17 protein-coding genes are annotated in these 19,432 nt (G+C 41.3%); 6 read left to right on the forward strand and 11 right to left on the reverse strand.

From position 1 onward, the window contains the following. The first annotated feature begins 189 nt into the window (after window positions 1-189). Window positions 190-1,451, forward strand: a protein-coding gene (locus FD716_RS11680; RefSeq protein ID WP_139852498.1) for an IS3 family transposase whose coding sequence is annotated in 2 segments (ribosomal slippage) — window positions 190-529 and window positions 529-1,451 — 1,263 coding nt in all. Because the reading frame shifts where the segments join, the coding sequence is not laid out codon by codon here. A 56-nt stretch (window positions 1,452-1,507) separates the two neighbouring features. On the opposite strand, the gene FD716_RS11685 is transcribed toward FD716_RS11680, so the two are convergent. From FD716_RS11685 to FD716_RS11725, 10 genes are all read right to left on the reverse strand, one after another. After that, entirely contained in the window at window positions 1,508-2,881 is a 1,374-nt protein-coding gene (locus FD716_RS11685) for an MFS transporter (RefSeq protein WP_139852499.1), read from the reverse strand. 557 nt (window positions 2,882-3,438) lie between these two features. Next, a complete protein-coding gene (gene miaE, locus FD716_RS11690) occupies window positions 3,439-4,074 on the reverse strand; it encodes a tRNA-(ms[2]io[6]A)-hydroxylase (RefSeq protein ID WP_139852500.1) in 636 nt (211 codons plus the stop codon). 10 nt (window positions 4,075-4,084) lie between these two features. Beyond that, window positions 4,085-4,813: a pyridoxine 5'-phosphate synthase gene (gene pdxJ, locus FD716_RS11695; RefSeq protein ID WP_139852501.1), complete on the reverse strand. Its 729-nt coding sequence runs from the start codon at window positions 4,811-4,813 to the stop codon at window positions 4,085-4,087. Between the two features lie 10 nt (window positions 4,814-4,823). Then, window positions 4,824-5,537: a DNA repair protein RecO gene (gene recO, locus FD716_RS11700; protein WP_139852502.1), complete on the reverse strand. Its 714-nt coding sequence runs from the start codon at window positions 5,535-5,537 to the stop codon at window positions 4,824-4,826. 29 nt (window positions 5,538-5,566) lie between these two features. Then, window positions 5,567-5,734 (reverse strand): NF038104 family lipoprotein, encoded by a 168-nt coding sequence (locus tag FD716_RS18910; RefSeq protein WP_171477035.1) that lies wholly within the window; start codon window positions 5,732-5,734, stop codon window positions 5,567-5,569. Window positions 5,735-5,753: 19 nt separating this feature from the next. After that, complete coding sequence (gene era / locus FD716_RS11705) at window positions 5,754-6,779, reverse strand: GTPase Era (RefSeq protein ID WP_139852503.1); 1,026 nt, start codon at window positions 6,777-6,779, stop codon at window positions 5,754-5,756. Between the two features lie 5 nt (window positions 6,780-6,784). After that, window positions 6,785-7,477, reverse strand: coding sequence for a ribonuclease III (gene rnc / locus FD716_RS11710; RefSeq protein ID WP_139852504.1), 693 nt, complete (start codon window positions 7,475-7,477; stop codon window positions 6,785-6,787). 508 nt (window positions 7,478-7,985) lie between these two features. Beyond that, window positions 7,986-8,840, reverse strand: a complete 855-nt coding sequence (gene lepB / locus FD716_RS11715) for a signal peptidase I (protein ID WP_139852505.1) — start codon at window positions 8,838-8,840, stop codon at window positions 7,986-7,988. A 15-nt stretch (window positions 8,841-8,855) separates the two neighbouring features. Next, a complete protein-coding gene (gene lepA, locus FD716_RS11720; RefSeq protein WP_139852506.1) occupies window positions 8,856-10,676 on the reverse strand; it encodes a translation elongation factor 4 in 1,821 nt (606 codons plus the stop codon). 366 nt (window positions 10,677-11,042) lie between these two features. Further along, entirely contained in the window at window positions 11,043-11,801 is a 759-nt protein-coding gene (locus FD716_RS11725; protein WP_139852507.1) for a class I SAM-dependent methyltransferase, read from the reverse strand. Between the two features lie 152 nt (window positions 11,802-11,953). Here FD716_RS11725 and FD716_RS11730 point away from each other — a divergent pair, with 152 nt between their 5' ends. Then, complete coding sequence (locus tag FD716_RS11730) at window positions 11,954-12,604, forward strand: class I SAM-dependent methyltransferase (RefSeq protein WP_139852508.1); 651 nt, start codon at window positions 11,954-11,956, stop codon at window positions 12,602-12,604. On the opposite strand, the gene FD716_RS11735 is transcribed toward FD716_RS11730, so the two are convergent. Then, complete coding sequence (locus FD716_RS11735; protein ID WP_139852509.1) at window positions 12,564-13,016, reverse strand: acyl-CoA thioesterase; 453 nt, start codon at window positions 13,014-13,016, stop codon at window positions 12,564-12,566. The genes FD716_RS11730 and FD716_RS11735 overlap by 41 nt on opposite strands. A gap of 266 nt (window positions 13,017-13,282) precedes the next feature. On the opposite strand from FD716_RS11735, the gene ahcY reads away from it, so the two are divergent. From ahcY to FD716_RS11755, 4 genes are all read left to right on the forward strand, one after another. Further along, window positions 13,283-14,665, forward strand: coding sequence for an adenosylhomocysteinase (gene ahcY / locus FD716_RS11740; RefSeq protein WP_139852510.1), 1,383 nt, complete (start codon window positions 13,283-13,285; stop codon window positions 14,663-14,665). Window positions 14,666-14,811: 146 nt separating this feature from the next. Continuing rightward, window positions 14,812-15,648 carry a methylenetetrahydrofolate reductase [NAD(P)H] gene (gene metF, locus FD716_RS11745; protein ID WP_139852511.1) on the forward strand — a complete coding sequence of 279 codons (837 nt, stop codon included), beginning with the start codon at window positions 14,812-14,814 and terminating at the stop codon, window positions 15,646-15,648. A gap of 28 nt (window positions 15,649-15,676) precedes the next feature. Further along, window positions 15,677-16,393: a 16S rRNA (uracil(1498)-N(3))-methyltransferase gene (locus tag FD716_RS11750; RefSeq protein WP_139852512.1), complete on the forward strand. Its 717-nt coding sequence runs from the start codon at window positions 15,677-15,679 to the stop codon at window positions 16,391-16,393. Window positions 16,394-16,542: 149 nt separating this feature from the next. Continuing rightward, window positions 16,543-19,404 carry an EAL domain-containing protein gene (locus FD716_RS11755; RefSeq protein WP_139852513.1) on the forward strand — a complete coding sequence of 954 codons (2,862 nt, stop codon included), beginning with the start codon at window positions 16,543-16,545 and terminating at the stop codon, window positions 19,402-19,404. Window positions 19,405-19,432 lie beyond the last annotated feature (28 nt).

A 19,432-nucleotide genomic window follows, 5' to 3' on the forward strand; every position in this document is an offset into this window, starting at 1 on the left:
CACTCAATAAATAGATTCAATTCATAGATGCAATTTTATTCCGCGCAAATACCTTCAGAAAAGCCAAGATCTTTTATAAACACACTTTATCGCACAAAACTAAAAAACCAGCAGTTGCTGGTTTTAAAGATCACATTGTCCCGTCCTAGAATAGGTTGACACAACAGAGCGTTAGCTCAGGAGTGTCAAATGAACCAATACGTTAAGCGTACTCAACGCGATTACAGCATGTCTTTTAAATTGAGTGTTGTCGCCCAAATTGAACGTGGCGAGATGACTTATATTGAAGCTGCTAAGCGCTACGGCATACAGAGTCATTCAACTGTTCGTAACTGGTTAAGAAAGCATGGCTCTATGGATTGGTGTACGCTTGGAGCTACATCTAATAAAAACAGTGCCGCTAATATGAAAAATCAACCACTTACTCCAGAACAACGTATTAAAGAATTAGAAGTGCAACTTCTTGAAGCACAACAAAAGGCTATGCTATTTGAAGAAGTCGTCAGAATTATTCGTACAGAGTACCCTAATCCACTGATAAAAAAGCCTTTAGGCAAGCTGTCCAAAACCTCAAAGCCGAAAAAGCGATGAGTATTGATACCGCTTGCCGCCATTATGGTATTAGCCGCCAAGCCTATTACAAACAATTTCAAAGCCTTAAAGCTAAGGCGAAAATGGCTAATAGTGTGGTAGAACTTGTAATAAGTCAGCGGTTGCAATTACCCCGATTAGGGACACGTAAATTATATTTCTTACTTAAATCGCGCTTTCAAGATTTAAAAATCAAGCTTGGGCGAGATGGTTTATTCGATATATTGCGTGGTGCAAATATGCTCATTAAACTCAGGCGTTCGTATCACAAAACGACGAATAGTCATCACCGTTTTAGAAAACACCCTAACGTACTTAAAGCAGGTGAGAACCAAGTAGCTGTAACGGGTAGTGAGCAGTTGTGGGTTGCTGATATAACGTATATTCCTACACATGAACAAACAGTGTATTTAAGCCTGATCACAGATGCTTTCTCACGTAAAATCGTTGGATATTATGTGCATGAGAGCCTACATACAGAGCATGTAGCAAAAGCATTATTGGTAGCGATTAAATCAAGGCAGACAGATCAGCAGCTAGTGCATCACTCGGATCGAGGTATTCAGTATTGTTCTGATAATTATCAAAATATTCATGTGGTTGAAGGTATTACCTGTTCAATGACAGACGGTTATGATTGTTATCAAAATGCTTTAGCGGAGCGAGTAAATGGAATCTTGAAACAGGAGTTTCTGCTAGAGAAGCCACGAGATTTAAAGCAAGCCCGAATAATAATTGCCGAATCAATTGAAGCCTATAATAGCTTGAGACCACATTTATCTTTAGGATATAAAACGCCTGATGCAGTGCATCAGGCGTCTATAATCGAGTTTAGAAATAGAGAGCAATTCGTTGCATAAAACTGTCAACCTATTTCAGGACTAGACACATTATTATTTGATATTGATTGACTGTGCTATTGGCTTTTCCAAAGAATCGGCGATTTGGCCTGCTCTTCTTCATGATCAGGTCCCAGTGGAATACCACTGCGATCACGCAGCGACAGTGTCGCCAATAAAGCAATGCAGGTCATCGTTGCCAAATAAATCGTAACCGACCAGGTTGTACCGGTCACACTCACCAACCAGGTTCCAATCATTGGGGCAAATGCACCCCCTAAAATCGCCCCAAGCGCATATGAAATAGAGATTCCAGAGAATCGTACCGATGCGGGAAACAATTCAGAATAAAATGCCGATTGAACGCCATAGGTGAGGCCAATTCCCAAAGCCAATAAACATAAACCCAAGGCAAGTAACGGAATACTGCCAGTATTCACCAATGGAAATAAAGCAAATACACCACCGAGCTGTACTGCCCAACCAATTAGATAGGTCTTTTTACGTCCAATATAATCAGAAATTGTTCCTGAAACAAAGGTACTGAATAACCAGACAAAGGAAGCGATGGTCACACAAATTAAAACAGGGGTTCGTGGAATAGCTAAAGGGCCATTCGGGTTGGTGGCATAACTTTGAATGAATCCACCTGTGGTCATATAGCCACATGCACTGTTGCCGGCAAACACCAACGCGGCCAATAGCACCAAAAGTGAATGGTTTTTAAATAGCGCGCGAATAGGTGTTTTAGAAGCCGTTTTACGCTGTTTAATTTCTTCAAATACAGGGCTTTCATCAACGGTACGACGAATCCAATGCCCAACAAATAAAAGGACAATACTGAACAAGAATGGAATGCGCCACCCCCACTCAACAAAGGCCTCTCCTGGTGTAATCACACCAGTCATCAATGCCAACATGGCCGATGCCAGAATAAGCCCGAGGGGTACGCCCATTTGTGGGAACGCACCAAAACGCCCGCGCTTATGTTTAGGTGCATGTTCGACAGCAAGTAACACAGCACCGCCCCACTCGCCCCCAGCGGCCAAGCCTTGCAATATCCGTAAAATCAATAATATGATTGGCGCAGCCACGCCAATACTGGCATAGGTCGGTAATAACCCAATACAGACAGTCGCCAAGCCCATCAATACCAGCGTCATCACCAAGACAATCCGACGACCATAGCGATCGCCTAAATAACCAGCAAGAAAAGCGCCCAATGGACGAAATAAAAAGCTAATCCCGACCGTGGCAAAAGCTAAAATTGTGCCAAGTGTGTTGCCTGCTGGTGCAAAAAACAGGTCTTTAAATACCAAACCAGCTGCGGCTGCATAAATAAAGAAGTCATACCATTCAACCGTGGTCCCAATGATGGTTGCATAGGCAACTTTCCGTTGTTCTCTGGTCATTTTATCGCTTGTTACTAAAACAGCGGCTTGTGTCGTCATTCCCTTTTCCTCTTTTCAAGAAATTCCTTTCTCTAGCTATCCCACTGAGTTTTTCTTAAAGCTCAGGTTTTTTTTCAAGCACAATTTAATTTTAAAGTAGCCACTAAACAAATAAGCGCTATCGTCAAAAGAAACTAATGAATATATTAACTAATGACTTAAAACTTGGAACTTGAATTACACATTATCCTTAGGCTACACATTGGACTTAATTTATTCGCGAATCTGTATCTTTAACAAACCAATTAATATTAATTATTTAACATATTAACTATAAATAAACAATAAAATAATTTTAAGTTTTTTAAATTATAGGATTTTGAAATACTTAAATTAGAAGGAAAGCATTTCGAGTGGAGTTGATCATACAACGCTCCTTGCTTTTTCTAAGCAAGGAGCGTTGTGGAGCAGGTATTAGGCTTTGAATCCCTTAAAAAAGCCCGTCTCTTTGGAAAAGATGAGCCATATATGGCTTAAGAGCGGAGATTGGGTATTTCTAAAATTCAATGAAATTTGCATTCAGCCCTAAATCCCAAAGCTAAACAGGACTTAACTACCTAACTCGGTATCCCACTATGAAAACGGAACAGTGGATCTGGGCTTAAAATCAGATTTTTCTCAACCTCACGAATATGCTCAATGCGGCTTTGAATATCTTCTTCTGGGTCTTTCATTTTTGCGGTTTTTGCCACATCTGCTGCCAAGGCCAAATAATCTTCAAAATGACGTGATTCCGACTTAAGCAAATAACGATAGTACTTGCCTAACTCTTCGTCGACCAAGGGGGCCAATGCATAAAAACGCTCACAGGAGCGCGCCTCGACAAAGGCACCAATCACCAATACATCAATTAACGCTTCAGGTTCATAGGTACGGATTTCTTTTCTGAGTACACCGGCATAGCGCCCTGCACTGAGTGCTTCCCAAGCTTGACCACGTTTAGTCATCAGTTCCAGCACTTGTTCATAGTGCAGCATTTCCTCACGGACCAACTGTGCTAATTTAAGCTGTAAGTCGGTAAAGAAACTATAGCGAAACATCAGGTTCATCGCAGTGCCCGCTGCTTTTTTCTCGCAGTTGGCATGGTCTTGCATCAGCAAAGGTAAATTTTGTTGCGCAGCAGAAAGCCAAGCTTTTGGGGTTTCACATCCTAAAAAAGCCAGTACAGGCTGCATTAACTCATCGTAATTCATGCATATAACCTTAGGCTGTCGCGGCTTGAATCGCAGCTTTCATATCTTTTACCGCTTGCTCTAAACCAACAAAGACGCTTTCAGCAATAATCGCATGACCAATGTTCAACTCATAAATCTGCGGAATAGCAGCAATCGCGCCAACATTATCCAAGTTTAGACCATGCCCCGCATTCACCACTAAGCCCTTCTCCGCAGCATAGGCAACACCAGCAACAATACGCGCCAATTCATGCTGTTGTGCGGCGCTATTGCCTGCCTCAGCATAAGCACCAGTATGTAACTCAATAGTCGGTGCGCCACACGCTATCGCAGCATCAATTTGAGCAAAATCAGGATCAATGAATAATGATACATCACAACCGATTTGAGTCAGTGCTTGGGTTGCCGCCTTGACATGTTCAAAATGCGTGACAACATCCAAGCCACCTTCTGTGGTCAACTCTTCACGTTTTTCTGGTACAAAACAAACATGTTGTGGTCGAATTTCCTGTGCAAACGCCACCATTTCATCGGTAACTGCAATCTCTAAATTCATACGTGTGCCAAGTACAGGACGCATACGACGCACATCATCATCTTGGATATGGCGACGATCTTCACGCAGATGCAAGGTAATCCCTTCGGCACCGGCTTGTTCGCAAACTAATGCTGCTTTGACTGGATCTGGATAAGTTGTACCACGTGCTTGACGTAACGTCGCAACATGATCAATGTTCACACCAAGTAATGCGGCCATTACATTTTCCTCATTCAGTTTTTTTTTGAAAATTTTGAATCCACAATTGACGACTTTTTAAAGGACGATCGCCCAATAAAGAACTAATCATCTGACGGTAGAGTCGGGTTAATAATTGTAGCTGTTCTGGGGTAAAATCCCCACTCTTTTCATAATCATACATTGCTAAAATCTGCGCACCACTCAACTGCCCCGAAGCCCCCGCTGCAACAGGCAGAAACCCTTCATTCAAATGAAATTGATAAAACTGTTGCGCTTGAATCGGCTGTTGACGCGCGTCTGTGTCATATTCGATAGCATAGCCGAGTTCTTCTAGTAGCACATATTCAAATTGACGCAGAATTTGTTTTAAAAATACATTGGGCTGAGCATGATTTGCAAGATGTTGTAATTGCCCCAACGTTTCATGATATTGCTGAAAACTTGCTGGCATCGCCTCTTCAAGTGGGCAAAGGCGTAACAGAACTTCATTCAGATAAAAACCGGCAAAAAAGGCATCGCCAAAAAAGAATACCGGTTGATTAATAATTTCTAGTTTTGTGAAGTTTTTTAAATCAGATTTGCCCGTGGCCTGTAAGGTAATGGGCTGATATTGCGGAGGGGGTGCTTGTCTTAAAATGCCATCAACACGTCCATACTCTTGAGTAAAAAGATGGACGATATGACTGCGTTCACGATATTTACGGTGATGGATTAAATAACCATGCAACACTTCATTACGCATACTTGCGACACTCGATCAATGCTGCCCCCTTAATCCTCGGTATCACCATCAGGAATCACAGCACCCACCACCATCGCCGTGCCCTTCACCACGCCTTTGGTGGTTTTATAGGCCACCTTGACTGGAACGGTTACAACTTTATGAATACAGCCTTGCAGCATCAACATACTGCCAAGCAACAGCCATACTTTAAACATGGTGGGTCGTTTCCTGTGTTTAGATATCGCTATAACCTAAGCTTTTCAATGCACGTTCATCATCAGACCAACCACCTTTGACTTTAACCCAAAGCGTTAGCATGATCTTTTGCTCAAACATTTTTTCCATATCGACTCGGGCATCCATACCAATACTTTTCAGCTTGCTGCCTTTGTCACCAATCACAATGGCTTTTTGACCATCACGCTCAACAAAAATCGTGGCATCAATATAGGTACATGCTGGCTTAGGACGACCTGTTTTTTCATTCACTGTCGCAGGTTCTGTTTTAAAGGACTCAATCTGAACCGTTAAATCATATGGAAGCTCTTCACCAAGTTGACGCATGATTTTTTCACGAATGATTTCACTGGCCAAGAAGCGCTCAGAACGGTCAGTCAACTGATCCAAAGCGTATAACGGTGGCTGGAAAGGTAAATATTTTTCAATCGCGTCACGTAGATGGTCTAAGTTTGAACCACGTAATGCTGAAACTGGAATAACCTCAGCAAAATTCATCAACTTGACGCGCTCTTGAAGAAGCGGCAATAAGCTTTTTTTATCTTCAAAAGTATCAATCTTGTTGATCACCAAAACCACTGGCATTTGTGCATTTTTGAGTTTTTCTAAAACTAAATCATCATTCTGCGTCCATTTGTGCGCATCAATAACGAATAACACCAAGTTGACGTCACGCAAAGCCGAATGAGCTGCACGGTTCATCATTTTATTGATGGCTTTGACTTCTTTCTTGTGCATTCCTGGGGTATCCACAAAGACGGCCTGAGATTTTTCTCGGCTATCAATGCCCACGATTTTATGTCGTGTGGTTTGTGGTTTACGCGAGGTGATCGAAAGCTTCTGGCCCAAGATGTGATTCATCAAAGTTGATTTACCAACGTTTGGACGGCCAACGATGGCAACAAAACCACTTTTATAATCAGCAGGAATCGTCATTTCTTGTGAACTAAAAAATTGATCAACGAGATTCTGCTCAGCAGCTACATCTTGATCATTGTTTTTTTGATCATTTTCGGTCGACATGAGGGTCATTGCTCCAATAACTTTAAAATTTCCGCCGCAACAGCTTGTTCTGCAAAACGACGACTTGATCCCTCACCCTTTAATAACGGTAAGCCACGCACCGCGCATTCCACTTTAAAATGCTGGTTTGGTGCGTCACCTTGAATATCGACCACATCATAAACAGGGAGAGGTTGTTTACGTGCTTGCAGATACTCTTGTAATCTGGATTTCGGGTCTTTGAGTTGATCTGTTGGTTCAATATGCTCTAAATACGGGATGTACCATTTTAATACGATCGGCTCTAACACCGTTAGATCATGACAATCGACATAAATAGCACCGATAATAGACTCAACGGTATCGGCAAGAATCGATTCACGATGATGTCCACCCGATTTAAGCTCACCTGAACTTAGGATCAAACTCTGACTCAGTTTCAAATCATTTGCGATTTTACCAAGGGCTTCTTGTCGCACCAAAGTTGCACGCATACGGGTCAAACGCCCTTCATTTTCATGCGGATAAGCATCGTAAAGATAATTAGCAATAATCATCCCCAGCAATGCATCACCTAAAAACTCAAGACGCTCATAATTATATTTATGGCTGACGGATCGGTGGGTCAACGCGAGTTGCAGTAATTCCGGTTGTTTAAACTGATAACCAATACGACTGACAAGGCGTGGGTCACTTACTTTGAACTGGCCTTTGATCAAAACTCTTCTCGAATATAAATACGAAATCGGCACCTTCTAAGCATCGTTACGCTAGAAAATACCATTAAAATTTCAACCATCTGGTGCAACTTCTAACCAAGCAAAGGTGCACCAGATGATTGTGCTTTAAAACCATTTAATTGCACAGCACGCCTAAAAATATCTGCGCCCTCATCACTGAAGTCATTGCTATTTAACAGCGTACTTGTTCAATTTAAATCAGGATAAACCGCTTCAGCATCAAGATACTGACGTAAAAAACCTGATCTATTTACAACGGTTCCTATTGTACTTCAATTTGGAGGAAATTGAGATGCTCATTTCAATCACTTGGCAATACGCCCACTGATTTTCGTTGCGAAAGCTGCATTATCCTGCAAACCCAAACCGCATTCTCACAGCTCTTGCCCCAAATCAAACTCTTTGTATCGCGCAAACAAAGATTGAGTATGGGAAAGCATTTTCCACATACTCAATCGGACGAACAACTTACTGGTGTGAAGTTAAACTAGAGCGGCCCATTACGACTAAAACTTGGTAAATGGAAGCCTGGTTCTTTGTGCATCCAAATATAAACAGCATGACCAATCAAGTTTTGCTCAGGTACAAATCCCCAAAAACGGCTGTCTGAACTTTGATCACGGTTATCCCCCATGGCAAAGTAATGCCCGGCAGGAACAGTCACTTCCCACGATTGTCCTTGGGAACGCTCAAAGCGATCATTCAGTTTAGCAACCGCTGGCAATTCTTCTCGGGTACGCGCATTTTGATAAGCCCCAATTAATGGGTTGACACTTTCAAGGGTACGGGTTAAATGCGTATGCGTGCCGATGGTTTCATTGTGATAAATCGATTTCGGTGTATCTAAAATATCTTTTTCACGACTGAAATCTGTGACCGCTACTTGCTTAACTTTTTCACCATTAATGCTGAGCTGACCTTGATCATAAACCACATGATCACCCGGCACACCAATCACCCGTTTGATATAACTAATCTTTGGATTGTTTGGATAGCGGAACACAGCCACTTCACCACGTTGTGGTTCACCTACATCAATAATTTTCTTATTGATAATTGGCAGGCGCACACCATACTGATATTTGTTCACTAAAATATAATCGCCAGTTTCTAAGGTCGGTACCATCGAATCTGACGGAATATTGAAGGGTTCAAATAAAAATGAACGCAACACCAATACCACCGCCAGCACTGGCCAGAAATCATATGCCCATGTGATTATGACATTTTCTTGTCCCTTGCCTTTGGTCCTGCGTTGCTTAAAGACCAACTTATCCAGCAACCAAATTAAGAAAAAGACTAAAGTCAGTGGAACGAGAATTAAATTAAAATCAAAATCCATAAGTCATATGCTCTCTTATTTTTTATCAACTTGTAAAACGGCTAAAAACGCCTCTTGTGGAATTTCTACACTGCCCACTTGCTTCATGCGTTTTTTACCTTCTTTTTGTTTAGAAAGTAATTTCTTCTTACGTGACACGTCACCACCATAACACTTGGCAAGGACGTTTTTACGCATTGCTTTTACGGTTGAACGTGCAATGATTTGTGCACCAATCGCGGCTTGAATTGCCACATCAAACATTTGACGTGGAATCAATTCTTTCATTTTCTCAACCAGCGCAATACCACGATGACGTGCATCATTCTGGTGACAGATCATCGCCAAAGCATCCACTTTTTCACTGTTAATTAACACATCCACTTTCACTAAAGATGAGCTTTCAAAACGCACAAAGTTATAATCGAGTGATGCAAAACCGCGTGAACATGACTTAAGACGGTCAAAGAAATCCATCACCACTTCAGCCATTGGAATTTCAAAGCTGAGTGATACTTGGTTACCCAAGAATTTCATCTCTTTTTGTGTACCACGACGCTCAATACACAAGGTCATGACATTACCCAAATACTCTTGTGGTACCAGAATATGACATTCTGCAATTGGTTCACGCAAATCTTCAACCGTTGAACCTTCAGGCATTTTTGACGGACTGTCGATGTACTTGGTCACACCTGACTTCATCACGGCTTCATAAATCACCGTTGGTGCTGAAGTGATGATGTCTAAATCGTACTCGCGCTCAAGACGCTCTTGTACGATTTCCATGTGTAACATGCCCAAGAAGCCACAACGGAAACCAAAGCCAAGCGCATCTGAACTTTCAGGCTCAAAGAAGAGTGCTGAGTCATTAATTTGGAGTTTGTGCAAGGCTTCGCGGAATGGCTCAAAGTCACTGGCATCAATTGGGAATAAACCTGCATAAACCTGCGGTTTCACCTTTTTAAAACCAGGTAAAATCTCCACATCAGGCGTAGAAGATAACGTAATGGTATCGCCCACTGGCGCACCAAAAATATCTTTAATCCCTGCAATCACAAAACCAACTTCACCCGCTTCAAGCATGCCGGTTTCAGTGTGTTTTGGATTAAAAATACCAACTGAAGTAATAATATGGGTTTGGCCAGTCGACTTGATCAACATTTTGTCGCCCTTACGGACACGACCTTGTTTGATCCGAACCAAAGAAACCACGCCTAAATAGTTATCAAACCAAGAGTCAACAATCAACGCTTGTAATGGTGCGTCACGATCACCTTCAGGTGCTGGAATCACATTGACCAGGGTTTCAAGAACACCCTCAACACCTAAGCCTGTTTTCGCCGAACATGTCGGTGCATCCGTCGCTTCAATGCCAATAATTTCTTCAATTTCATGAATCACGCGCTCAGGTTCTGCTTGCGGTAAATCAATTTTATTGAGGATCGGAAGTACTTCAAGACCTTGCTCAATCGCGGTATAGCAGTTCGCAACAGACTGTGCTTCAACACCTTGTGCAGCATCAACCACCAACAATGCGCCTTCACAAGCTGCAAGTGAACGTGATACTTCATAAGAAAAGTCAACGTGCCCTGGCGTATCAATGAAGTTCAGTTGATATTCTTCGCCATTGGGATGGGTATAGTACAAGGTGACTGATGTGGCTTTAATGGTAATACCACGTTCGCGTTCAAGCTCCATTGAGTCAAGGACTTGTGCTTGCATTTCACGTGCTTGCAGACCACCACACATTTGAATAAAGCGGTCAGCCAAAGTCGACTTACCGTGGTCAATATGCGCAATAATAGAAAAGTTACGTATGTTCCTGATATCTACAGATTTTTTAGCCACTGCCATAAATTACTCTAAAAATATGTACACAATCATGTACTCAAGATCAAAAGTACTCATGACGTGTAAAAAAATAAATATCCAATTTGTCGCACAGTATAAGCAGATAACCGTTAAAAATATAGTAACTGACCACATATAGTTCGCATCAGTTCCACCGGCTTTAGCCAGTAGAACTGATGCGATTCGTTGACATATTCCCCAAGCAGATCAAAGTTGCTGCTGTTTCTGCAACAGGATCTTAATATGTTGGGTTAAGTTGGCGATGACGGTTTAGAACTTGTCCTCTCCCTCTGCTTCACTTAAATTTTATGTTGGCATGAGGCGCAACATTTTCAATCGTCTTGCGCTGAGCAAAGTAATAGGCGCATATTAGCGCTTACATGCCTCAATACTTATAATTTCACTATGATTATGCGGTGCGGCTAAATATTGATAATCTGAAGACATACTAATCTCTGAAAAACCAACTTGTTGCAACAAACGTTTTAACTCAGCAAGGCCAAACCATTTAAGTTTAAAAACTTCAAGCTCACTTTCAATGCACTCACCTGCGATATTCCATTTATCATAACGATGATGCGTTGTTGTCACCTGCTCAACATAATCAATCTCCGATGAGGTCATCGTCAATGAAATCAATTCATTTTGCGGTGTCTTATAAGTTTTAACCTTTGATTCACCTTGCTTAAATTGATGCTGAAAGAACACATCAAAAATCAAACGCCCACCGACTTCCAAAGCTTGATAGCAGTTTTGCAAAGCCAACACAGCCTTATCATCCTGATCAAGTAACAGAAAAGAACCTGTCGGAATAATAATCGCCTGATAAGGTTGCTGTGCATGAAAATTTTCTAACTGCCCGTTAAAGACGACGGATGACTCAAAGCCAGATGTCTTTAAATTTTGCTGACAAATATCCAGCATAGCCGCAGATGGATCAAAACCCTGTACCGCAAACCCTTGCTGCAATAACGGAATTAAAATACGTCCCGTGCCTACAGCAGGTTCCAAAATACGTCCCTGAACCCCCTGCAAACGCGCGGCATAATATTCAACATCACCAAAACTCGAACCAATAGGTTTATCCAATTGGTAAACCTCAGCGGATAATGAATGATAACTCTGCATATATTTCCTTCTGACGACTTAATCTAAGCCTTAAATACAATAACCAATTAAGCATGAAGTGCGCTGCTTTTCTTCAGCGTATACAATCTTGTTTAGCCTTCGAATAGGCGACTCATTTGTCTATAATGCATTGAAAAGTGGAGCTAAACAACATGAGCAAAGATTACTGGGAAAATGTCTATCAAACGAAAGAAGAAGATCAAGTCAGTTGGTACCAAGTCAAAGATCAAAAGACTTTAAAGCAGATTGAAGCCCTAGACTTAAAACAAGATCAAAATATTATCGATGTTGGCAGTGGAGCATCCATCTTAATTAACCAACTGCTCGAAGCAGAATATAAAAACCTGCATGTTCTAGATTTATCGCAAACTGCCCTCAATAAAACCCAAGCTCGTCTTGCTAAAAAAGGTTTAGATAGCACAAAAACGACTTGGTTAGTCGATGATGTCTGTACGGTCAATTTGCCACAGCAGTATTTTGATCTATGGCATGATCGGGCAGTATTTCATTTTTTGATTACAGATAATCAGCAACAGCAATATATTCACACTATGCAAAAGGCATTAAAGAAGGGAGGCATTTTAATATTGTCGACCTTTGCAGAAGATGGGCCCACCCAATGCAGTGGACTAGACGTTGAGCAATACAATATAGACAAGCTTAAAATGCGATTAGGCAACACCTTTAGTTTGCTCGAACATGATCATGAACTGCATATAACGCCTTGGGGAACATCGCAGCGCTTTTTAAATAGTATTTGGATCAACTCACCGCATACATTGAAAAATCAAAGGGCTGACTAGCATCCCCCACAGGCTGATAAGCTTGACTAAACGTTGGTGACATCCGTTTTGGGCGACCTGTGTCAATTTCGATACATGCCCACTTGGTTTGCCCTGTGAACAACACACTTTGATCACTTGGACGATAGAACGCATATTGGCGGAAAGAATATAAAGCATTGATATCGTACAACCATGTCCGCAGAATCAGCGCATCATCTAACATTGCGGCTTTTCGATATTGCACCGTATGCTCGACCGCAACCATGGCATGTTTCAGTGCTAAATACTGTTCGATACCCAGTCCCAATGCGGCAACATGCGCACTTGCCACATCCTGCATCCACTGCACATAAACCACATTATTCACATGTCCCAATTGATCGATATGCGCCGCTTCAACTTGAAGTGGCAAATCAAAAATGTCACTCACTCACTGACCTTCTATGCTATTTCCGTACTGCGCCTGAGCATATCACGCTTTAAAGCGCGAAATAGCATTTCAACAGCGTCAATTTCCAAGTACAATAGCGCACTAGTCGAGGGGTGCTGCGACGCTTCAATCTGCTTAAAGCCGATATATAAAGGCTTAAGCAAAATGAAACTGCCAGGCTCGACGATCGATCAATTGTTCCAATTGGTCAACAACGGCATCCGCGAACAGAATGATCAACACTATTACTTCTCTAGGAGATCCTGATGAACGCGGTAAACACTGCATTTACAGATTATAAAGTTGCCGATATCAACCTTGCTGATTACGGCCGTAAAGAAATCAAACTTGCTGAAGCAGAAATGCCAGCCTTGATGGGCTTACGTCATCGTTATGCGGCTGAGAAACCACTTGCGGGTGCAAAAATTCTTGGCTGTATCCACATGACCATCCAAACTGCTGTACTGATCGAAACCTTGGTTGAGCTTGGCGCTGAAGTACGTTGGACCTCATGTAATATTTTCTCAACTCAAGACCATGCAGCTGCGGCAATTGCAGCGAGCGGTGTTCCAGTTTTTGCGTGGAAAGGCGAAACTGAGGCAGAATATGAATGGTGCTTAGAGCAACAAATTAATGTCAATGGCAAACCGTGGGATGCCAACATGATTTTGGATGATGGCGGTGACTTAACCGCTCTCGTTCACAATAAATATCCTGCATTGCTCAACGAAATTCACGGCATCACAGAAGAAACCACCACTGGTGTACAACGTCTTCTTGAAATGTGGAAAGATGGTTCACTAAAAGTTCCAGCGATTAACGTGAATGACTCCGTCACTAAATCTAAAAATGACAACAAGTATGGCTGCCGTCACTCGCTCAATGATGCGATTAAACGTGGTACAGACATGTTACTTTCTGGCCGTCGTGCGCTAGTCATCGGTTATGGCGATGTGGGTAAAGGTTCTGCTCAATCATTACGCCAAGAAGGCATGATTGTACGCGTTACTGAAATCGATCCAATTTGTGCAATGCAAGCGTGTATGGATGGCTATGAAGTCGTTTCTCCATACAACAATGGCGTGCAAACAGGTAAAAAAGAAGACATTAATCTTGCTTTACTTGAAAACACAGACTTGATCGTCACGACAACGGGCAACTACCACGTGTGCGATGCTGCAATGCTAGACACGCTTAAAGCTGGCGCAGTGGTATGTAACATCGGTCACTTCGATACTGAAATTGATACCAACTATTTACGTGGTTATAAGTGGGTTGAAGTTAAGCCACAAGTACATCAGGTGTATCGCAGTGAAAATGAAAATGACTATTTGATTCTACTTTCAGAAGGTCGTTTAGTGAACCTAGGTAATGCAACAGGTCACCCTTCTCGCATCATGGATGGTTCATTTGCCAACCAAGTTTTAGGTCAAATGCATTTGTTCGCTGAGAAATTTGCCGATCTTCCAGAAGCAGAAAAAACAGCTCAGATTCGTGTTGAACTTTTACCGAAAAAACTGGATGAAGAAGTTGCTGCTGCAATGGTTTCTGGTTTTGGTGGTGTGCTCACGCAGTTGACCACAACCCAAGCCGATTATCTCGGTGTCGCTGTTGAAGGTCCATTTAAAGCAGACACATATAAATACTAAGTACCAAATAACTTCAGTGATTTAGACTTAAGTTATCCATACGCAAGCGGGATGCAGTGGATTTTATTCATGCGAAATGCATAACATGAAAACCACTGCCCTTCGCTTGGTACTTTGTTCAAAATTGAACATTACAGGATTTCAATATGAAAAAAAATATTCCGTTTTCATTTGAGTTTTTTCCAACAAAAACAGATGTCGGTGCTGAAAAGTTACGTCAAGTACATCAAGAGCTACAGCCTTTAGGCCCTGAGTTTTTCTCAATTACGTATGGTGCTGGCGGTTCGACGCGCGAACGCACTTTGGCTGCTATTCGTGATTTTAATGGTCAAGGCACCCCCGTTGCACCACACCTTTCATGCATTGGCGATGATAAAACGCGTATTGCCGAACTTTTAGATATTTATAAAGCACAAGGGATTGATCGTATTGTTGCCTTACGTGGTGACTTGCCTTCTGGTCAAGTTGGCTTAGGCGAGCTGCCTTATGCCCAAGATCTGGTTCGCTTTATTCGTGAACATTCAGGTGATCATTTCAGAATTGAAGTGGCTGCTTATCCTGAAATGCACCCTCAAGCTGAATATTTTGATGCGGACATTCGCCATTTTGCAGAAAAAGTTCAAGCTGGTGCCAATGCGGCAATCACCCAATTCTTTTTTAATCCAGATGCTTATTTTTATTTTATCGAGCGAATACAAAAATTGGGGATTGAAATTCCTGTGGCACCAGGCATCATGCCAATCACCAATGCCAACAATTTAATTCGTTTTGCTGATGGTACGGGTGCCGAAGTTCCGCGTTGGATTCGTAAACAATTACAAGCCTATGGTGATGATGCGCAGAGCATTAAAGCCTTTGGCCATGAGGTTGTTTACAAACTATGTGAACGTCTCTTGGCTGGTGGCGCACCAAGTTTACACTTCTATACCATGAACCAGACCGATCCAACGCGCCAATTGGTATCTGATTTGGGTTTAATCTAATTGTTCCACCTTGCGTCTGAGTATTGTTATGGCCCGTTTTTTTATTGAAGCTGATTTGGCATTAAATGCACAACTTGAACTGACAGATCAGGTTTTTCATCATTGGGTCAAAGTACTACGAGCGCAAGTCGGTGATATTGCCACCTTGTTCAATGGGCAAGGTGGTGAATATCAAGCCCGCTTAATCGAAGTGAATAAAAAAACAGCCCGTATCGCAATTGATGCACATCATCCAGATAACCGTACTCCCAGTTTTCAATGTTTACTCGGTCAGGTCATGAGCAAAGGTGATCGAATGGATTATGCCATTCAGAAAGCCACCGAGCTGGGTGTTTCTAAAATCCAATTACTTACCTCAGAACGCTGTGAAATGCGCTTAAAATATGATCGTGATCAAAAGAAAATTGATCATTGGCAAGCCATTGCCGTTGCCGCATGTGAGCAATGCGGTATGAATATTGTTCCTGTCGTCTTGCCACCGTTAAGTTTAAACGAATGGTTTTTAAGCAAACTTCCCGCAAACAAGCTGGTTTTAGCTCCCAATGTTGAACAAAATAATGTGCTAGAAAATATCGGTGATGACATTGCAATTTTAGTTGGCCCTGAAGGTGGACTAAGTGATATCGAGATACAAGCAGCCAATGCCTCTGGTTTTAAAAACTGGTGTATTGGTGAGCGCGTCCTTAGAACTGAAACTGCTCCTGTTGTTGCGCTCTCCATAATCATGTATAACTCATCAATATAATCGATAATAGTGTGATACAAATCACGTATTGATTTTTTTAATGAACATACGTATTTTGAAGTTATCGCAAGTTTTTTTTCTTCTATGCTACATTGTAGTCTCGAAAATTTATTCCACTCGTGGCAACGGAATAGGTGCAATAACAAGTTATGGACCAACAAACTGAATCGCTCTCTCCGCATGTAGATGCAACACAAGTTAAACGTGTTTCTAGAAATATGCGAACCCTCCTTATTTGGATCTTGTTTTTCTGCGCCTATAATATTGTTATTTATTACGCTCTTTTTAAAAAATTCTCCTACTATCTCAGCATTTCCAATCTCTTTATTATTGCGATCCTCGTGGTTGGATTTGTTATAAGCAGGCGTCTATCCAACCCGGCAGTTATCAGTCATCGTACCCTCAATGTCTGGTGCCAATCACTTTGCTTGGCTTTAGGGATTGGTTTAGGCATAAACACCTATTTCGTTTATGCTTTTTTACCCATTGAAAATAGTGCAGTTGGCCCCTTCCGTTTAATCATGCTATCTATTGTGCCCGTTAGCATTATTTATATTATTGCACTGAGCTATTTGAGCCAACGCTTACGCTACTTCCTGCTCATTTTTATTCCATCGACCTTGCCTTTTATATTGGCAAATGTTTTCTACCCTGACAGGTATCCACTCTTCATTAATATTATTATTAATGCTTGGCTGCTGATTATTTTTATTGCTGCGATTTTATCTTCTAAACTTTATCAGCGTTTAAGCTTATTAGATAATAACAACCTCAGACTGGCGCATCAAAGTCAAATCCTCTCTCAATACACGGATGAGTTGCAAATAAAACTAAGAGCGCAAATAGAACAATCCAATGAGATTCGTAAAAAGCTTCAATATAATAATGAGCTCTTAGAGGAAAAGGCCAAACAACGAAGTTATGAAATTAAACGTATTAATGAGCGCTTGGGCAGTCAACAAATTAATCTAAGCCTTGCGCATGAAACGGCAGGGATCAGCTCTTGGAGCTGGGACATCAAAAAAAGAGAAATCGAAGTTTCAACCGCAATGCTTGAATCAGAATTTGATTTTTTTAATAATCAGAAAGCGGATATAGAACTCATTGTTCATCCTGACGATTTAGATGTTTATAAATACCGTTTACGCCAGCATCTCCGTGGAAAAAGCGAACGCTTTGAAGCCAACTACCGTATCAAGCGTAATCAGGAATGGTTTTGGATTCAGGACATTGGCAAAATTGTCTCCCGTGATGCACTCACAAATCACCCCTTAAAAATGGTTGGCATTTTCCGTGATATTCATCATGAGAAAAAAGCACAAGAACAACTTCGACTTGCAGCAAAAGTATTCGACCATGTGGTTGAAGGTATTTTTGTCCTCGACCAAAGATTTTGCTATGTCAATGTGAATCCTTTTTTTGAAGAACTGGTTGGCTCTACTCATCAAGAGTTATTTGGCAGATATTTATTTGACCTGACCATTTCTCATCGTGCTGAGATAATCAGACTGCACAATACTATTCAGCAACAGATTCTTTTAACAGGTTATTACGAATCTGAAGTTCAGCTCGATTTGGTGAATGGGAAAAAATTAAGCCTTTTGGTAAAAATCAATGCCATCATGGACGATCAAAATAAAATCATTAACTATATCGGAATTTCAACTGACTTAACCTATCGTAAAAAACAAGAGCAGCGTGTCTTATACTTAGAAAATTATGACTTATTAACCGCACTGCCTAATCGTTTTTATTTTAATTTAAAACTGCATCATTTCGCGCATAGTAATATTTCTTTAAAAAATTTCTCGATTATTCGAGTCAATATCGATCGTTTTAGATTGTTTAATGAAATACTCAACAATAATGCAGGTGATGTCTTACTTAAAATGGTCGCGCGTCGTCTAGAAAGCTGCTGTTCAAGTGCACAACTTATTGCTTATCTCAATAACGATGATTTTGCGATTATTTATAATATGCCCAATCAAACGATCTCTATTCATCAATTGGCACAAACAATCTTGCAAGAGTTTCAGCAGCCTTTTCAGATTTTAGGACAAGAACAAAATGTTTCAATCTCTATTGGGGTCGCAACTTATCTTGAACATGATCGGCAACTCGATAACGTTATGAGTCATGCAGAGCTGGCTTTGGCCGATGCCAAACGCTTAGGTGGTAACACTATTTGTTTTTATAATAAAGAAACAACAGCTCTGCTTGATGACAGTATCATGCTAAAACATGATTTACAGCATGCGATTAAAAAGCAACAACTGACAGTTCACTATCAACCGCAAGTTTGTGCAAAAACCAGTAAGATACTCGGCTTTGAAGCCTTGGTTCGCTGGCAGCACCCACAACGTGGATTGATTTCTCCAGAACTGTTTATCCCACTTGCTGAAGCCACCAGTTTAATTTCAGAAATTGGTCAATTTGTGATTTTTGAAAGTTGCAAACAACTGCAAATCTGGCGTGAGCAAGGTTTTGATAATATTAGGGTTTCTGTCAATGTTGTGGCACAGCAAATCCAACGTGGACAACTCTTAATTGATTTAGATACAGCGATGTCAATGTATAAAATTAAGGGTGAACAGCTCGAGCTCGAACTGACTGAATCATCGCTATTAGATCGCACAGAAGATGTACTTGCCTTAATGGATCAGATTAAGCAGCGTAACATTCTCATTTCACTTGATGATTTTGGTACAGGCTACTCCTCCCTTGCCTATTTAAGTCAATATCCAATCAATACCTTAAAAATAGATCGCGCCTTTATCTCTCGAATTGGAACAGCTCGAGATGCCGCGATTGTCGATGCCATTATTGCGATGGGTAAGGCCATGGGCATGGTGCTTATTGCAGAAGGTGTCGAAACACAAGAGCAGGTGGATTATTTAAAATCCCAAGAATGTAACTTACTGCAAGGATATTATTTCTCTAAACCGCTTTCAGCACTTGAAAGTACAGCTTACTTAAATCAGTATAGTTCTTCGCTCTCGGCTTCTTCCTAATTTTGAATATGTTGAAGCATATTGAAAA

The organism is Acinetobacter pullicarnis (assembly GCF_006352475.1).
Classification (GTDB): domain Bacteria; phylum Pseudomonadota; class Gammaproteobacteria; order Pseudomonadales; family Moraxellaceae; genus Acinetobacter; species Acinetobacter pullicarnis.